The sequence below is a fragment of the Campylobacter sp. LMG 17559 genome, from assembly GCF_024723605.1.
GTDB lineage: Bacteria > Campylobacterota > Campylobacteria > Campylobacterales > Campylobacteraceae > Campylobacter_D.
In genome coordinates this window covers 1-5,413 of the sequence record NZ_JANQCZ010000026.1, presented here as the reverse complement: position 1 = coordinate 5,413, position 5,413 = coordinate 1, and the positions used below count along the sequence as shown (strand labels likewise).

Annotated in this window: 2 protein-coding genes and 1 pseudogene; all 3 read left to right on the top strand. The window is 26.4% G+C overall.

What is annotated here, in order from left to right:
• A pseudogene (locus tag CAMP5082_RS08055) lies at nt 1-779 on the top strand (hypothetical protein); the annotation flags it as partial.
• Nucleotides 769-1,503, top strand: coding sequence for a hypothetical protein (locus CAMP5082_RS08050; protein ID WP_044598599.1), 735 nt, complete (start codon nt 769-771; stop codon nt 1,501-1,503). The pseudogene CAMP5082_RS08055 and the gene CAMP5082_RS08050, both read left to right, overlap by 11 nt.
• Nucleotides 1,504-1,564: 61 nt before the next feature.
• The gene (locus CAMP5082_RS08045; protein ID WP_337206412.1) at nt 1,565-5,293 is read left to right on the top strand and encodes a hypothetical protein; all 3,729 of its coding nucleotides are present in this window, start codon (nt 1,565-1,567) and stop codon (nt 5,291-5,293) included.
• Nucleotides 5,294-5,413 lie beyond the last annotated feature (120 nt).

Below are 5,413 nucleotides of genomic sequence, written 5' to 3'. Positions count from 1 at the left end.
AAGAGCTTTTTGAATATCATCAAGATTATCGAGAAAAAGAAAATATTATACATTATAGAGTTTTTTTAACCCCTGCTAAAATGCAAAAGATTGAATTTGAAATTGCTAAAGGTTTAGATGAGTGGCTTGATGATGAAAATGTATGTTCTTTTAATATTTTAACCAAGGATTATTTTAAGGCAAATGATAAAGATATGTTTACAAGTGATAATATAAAAGATGATATAAATACCACACAAACTCACATCAATGAAGACTATAACAATACCCAAGAACTCATCCCTGATAATGTGATAAGAATACAAACACAAGATGGTAGCGGGGAGTTTATTGAGATAATATTTCCTAGTCAATTAGAACTCAATGATAAACCTTTGGAAGATGTGAGTTATACATTTGCTCCAGCTTTAAGAGGGATAAAGCAATTTTTTAAAGATACTGAGTATTTAAAATATAGAACATTGACTAAAGATGAAGTGTTGCAGATAGTAGATAAACTGCCAAAAAATGTTCGAGATAAACGCAGGAGAATAGTTAAAAATAAAGAGGAATTAGACAAATTATGGAAAAAGTTAACTAAAAATTCTGAAGAGTTGGAAAATAAAGTAGATAAAAAATACGGACAACCGATTTATATGAGAAAACTAGATGATCAAACTATTATACAATATAAGAAAACTTCTAAAAGCGGGGGTGAGACCATAGAGATAAATTCCAATAAACCAAGAGGAAATCTTAAAACAATACATATAGAAAATGGGATAAAAAATGAAATATAGGTATATAAAATGGGATGAAAACGAAAAGTGTGCTATTTTTTTTCCTGATATAGATTTTGATATATGGAAAAAAACCCAGCTTTTAGAGAATGATTATGCTAATCCAACTTTAATTATATCATCTCATTTAAAAGATAAGGTCGGTATTTTAGAACTATTTGAATATTATATTTTGCTTATTTGTGGAAAAAGCATGGGTGTCTCAAGGTGGGAATGTAATAATTTAATTTTATTAGATACTTACAGCATTGATAATATTAGCAGCCCATTTTCTTTAAATACACCCAAACCTACCTATATAAGTGAATATATTAGTGTTTTGGGGCAGCTTTTTCTAGCAGGATATATAGATTTTGGATCTTATTGTGATGAAGATAGAAATAAAATAGATTATCCCTCAAACTTATCTTATTATAAAGAAGATAAATATCAAGCTTGGGTACATTTTAGAGATAATTTTTTTTATAAAGAAAGATTTATTAGAGAGTTGGATGATCTCGAGACATTAGATGAGAATGGATGTAGTTTTATTTTAGGTGATGTTTCTTGGGATACACCACAATATTGGTCACAATATAATATCTGGGTAGCAATAACCCCCAAAGGCACAAAATACTTCCAAGAAATCTTAGCTCCTAAATTTTACAACAAATACAAAGATTTAGAAGTAGAAATTGATGATAAAGGTAATATTATAAGGTGGATTGGAGAGATTAATAGATGATTTTGCTTAAATTTTTATTTAAATAAAAAACCTTAAGTCAATATTTACTTAAAGGCAGATAATGAAAAATAAAGAATTTACTTGTCAATATATTTATAACCAAAACAATCTTAAAAACTTGATAGATAAATATTGCAAACAAGCTAAAAATATAGTTTTATATTGTAATAATTTTTCAAGAAAAAATATACTGAATTTAGCACTAACAGATTATGATATTGCTAAAGATTGTTATTATAGTTTAGATAAATACTTATATGATACTCTTAAAATATCTGCTTATAAGGGAAAAAAAGTTCAAATTTATGATTATTCTTATGAAAAATTTACTGATTCTAATAAGTTTAGCAATAATCCCTCAAACTTTACTATCACTCCTTTATCTTGCGATATGACAAGCATTTTAGATGATTTTGTAAAAGCCTTGGGAAAATCTGAAAATCAAACTATTTCAGAAACTATGACGCAAAAACTAGAAAAAGAGAACAAAAATATTGATTCTTTAATCATTTGCATTAATGAGAAATTAAAAATCCCTATACTTCAAAAACTAAAATCATTCGATGAATATCAAAAATTAAACGAGTATAAACTAAATGAACAAATAGAGTTTGTCTTTAATGAATTAATACAAAATATTAAAGATATTTATGCAGAAGGTTATGATCTTGTATATAAGAAAATCATTAATGCTTTTCTTGGTATTGTCAATATCTTTAGATTGAAAAGCTTTTTAACAAAAACACAGCCATTGTTAGTTATTGGTGATAGTGCTTTTGAGTTGATAAAAGCTTATAAAGAAATTTCAAAGTGGAGTGAAGATAAATACTCTTATGCTATTTATAATGCTATTGTGCAACTACTCATAAGTGATATTGGTTATATTTTTACTCTTTTTGAAAACAAAATTGATCATTACACTTTGATCATAGATAATAAAGTTCTTTTTGATTTTTCAGGTTTTGGAGCAATAAGGAATCAATCACCGGCATATCATAAGCAAGATCTTGCAATTCATCTTCAATCAAACGAAGAAATTTTTAAAGATTTTCACAATAAAAAATTCTTAAAGCTCATCACCCAAAATCCCAAAGAAGAATTAATATTACATAGTAGATATTCTATTAAAGAGGCACTTAAAAAACAAATGTCCCTAGATCAAAACAGACTAAGCTATATAGAAAGTCCGTATTTTAACTCTATTACACTAGCTCAAATCATAAAAGATTTAAAGGGTGAAAAAAACGAATCTTATTATGCAAAAAATTTTCTCATTATTACAAATGCTCCACAAAAATACAATGCAGGACTTCATCAAAAGCTCACAGAAGAAATTTTTGAAAATACCATCATTTATCCAGATACCATAGAAGATGAAACACAAAACGATATTTTAATCAAAGCTCCAAAAGACTACGATGCAATGATAGATTATAGTAAATATAAAATCGATATTATTGATAATGAAAAAGATGCCTTTGTGCTTTCTTTAAGTCCTTTTATTCGCTTAAATTATCAAACTTATCAAGGCTTTGAAGATACAGTAAAAGAAAAAGAAGAGTTAATTAAAGATATTGCAGATAACAATCTAGAAAATATATTTCAATATATGAATTTTATAAAAAATCCTAGTAATATCAATAAAATATATAATTATCATTATTTGCAATCTATTTTTTATCAAGCAAATAATAAAAAAACTTTCTTAGAAAAACAAAAGCAATACTTTAAAGAAGGTATAGAATGTATAAGAAATTATATAGATAGCATCACCCATATTGCACAGCCTAAAATAGGTACTTACACAGGTGTGGTATACAAAGGAGAGAGTTTTGTAAAGAAAAATGTATTTACTATCACAGATGTGATTTTACTTGCTTTAACTTATTATATGATAAAACATTTTTATTCTTTTATTCAAACTGATTTCCAAGCTTGGTGGAAATTGTTTTCAAATTGTGAAAGTATACAAATAGAAGAGGAAGAAAGTATTGATATACTTCCTACAAATGTCTTTTTAAATATAAATGAAGAAAAAATTCCCCTATGTTTTTCAAAACAACAAAAGGCTAAACTCGCAAAAAATGAAATTTTTTGTATAGAAGAATTTGTGGATTCTTTAGAGCAATTAAAAGATCGTGAAATTAGTGATGAGGAAGATAGACAGTTTTTATCTTCCTTAATAGAGCCTCAAAGTGAAAATCATCAAACCCAAGATGAAGCAGTGGAGTATAATCTAAAACAAATAAACGCATTGATTGAAAAAGAGAAAATATCAAACAAGAAAATCGATGATGAACTTGATGAATTGATAAAAGATATAGAAAAAAATAATATAAATAAAATTCCTTATAATCCGCAAAAAACTATAGTGACTATGATGGATGTTTTTATAGATAAATTCTTTCCTTTTGCAGATTTTTTAAGAGCAGATGAATTTAAATTTGCTAAATTGCTTAGTAAAACCATTCTTAATTTTTTAACCCTTAAAGCACAAAAAGCCTTTTATGAAAGTATAGGTATAAGTTATTTATTGTTTTTGATGATGGATTCAAGTATTCAAATGAAAAAGGTTAAAATACAAAATCAAGAACAATTTAACAAAAGACTTAAAAGATTAAATAAAATAGCTTTATTAGAACTTTGCTATATGCAAAAAAATAAAAACAAATACGAAGCTATTATGCTAGTAGATGATCCAAGCTTTAAAGAGTTAAAAAATCATGATGGTTTTAAGGATATAACAAATATCAGCAAAAAACAAATTTTTCAATATAAATTTAATTTTACTTTAAAAAATATTCGTAGTATTGCCAAAGAATCTTTCATATCTTTACCTCAAGCTATCATTACAGATTTGATCAATCAATTATGGATTAGCGCATATGAACAAAGTAAAAAAGAACACGAAAGATTGCAATTTTTAAATTTTACTCATAAATATAATCCCCCTTATGTTTTAATGAAAAAACCTACAAATACACAAGAAGGATTTATCTCTTATCCTATGTTTATTAATAATACTTTTATTTCTTTTAATTTTACTTCTATGTTTACAGGGGGAAAGCTACAAACAGGAGGTTTGGGAGAGAAAGAAGCTTTATTTGTTTATCATAAAGATGTAGGTGGTACAAAAAGGGTAAGAAATTATCTTTTAAACAAACTTTTTGCGTATTTATGTTTAGATGAATTAAGATCAAAAACTGGTGATTTAAAAACCATAGAAGATATAGACTTTTTTAATACCTATTCTTATTTACATGATTTAGCTATAAAACCAAGGCTTTTAAAACTAAAACATGAAGAAGATTTTTTAATCCCTGATTGTCTTAGTAAAACTCAAAAAGAAAACATACAAAAATATAACCAAAAACTACAAGCTATTAACAACGATGAAGCAAAAAGGGCTTTGTATGAAGAGTATAAAAGAAGCTGTGATAATGGTTTGAGCGAAAATTCTTTAAATCCTATAGATGCTTATCATCAATGTATGGATTATTTAGAAGATATGGATAATGATGTATTTAACACTAAAGCAACAAACAACACCCCTGATCCTTTAAAACATAGAAATTTCTTAAGGGCTTTAGATACCATAGGACAAAATAATATTAAGGCTTTATATGTGGGGGTGGCGGAGAATGAAGAAAAATCTAATGATAAAAACATAGAAGAAGATGAGGATGGTGTAAAAAATACAGAGAGTAAAGAAGAAAAAAAGCAACCACCAAAAATGATAGGTAGACTAGCCACTACTATCATTATGAAAAATGGTTTATGTATAGGTTAATTAAAGAAAGGAAAAACAATGAGTGATAATAATAAAGATGTTTATATAATATATGCTCCTAATGGAAGAGGGGTAGAGGTGGATAAAAAGACAAATAAAATATATTTTTCAGAAAATATT

Coding starts and splice junctions, on each gene's coding strand:
- CAMP5082_RS08050 (WP_044598599.1), top strand. CDS start 769: ATGAAATATAGGTATATAAAATGGGATGAAAACGAAAAGTGTGCTATT.
- CAMP5082_RS08045 (WP_337206412.1), top strand. CDS start 1,565: ATGAAAAATAAAGAATTTACTTGTCAATATATTTATAACCAAAACAAT.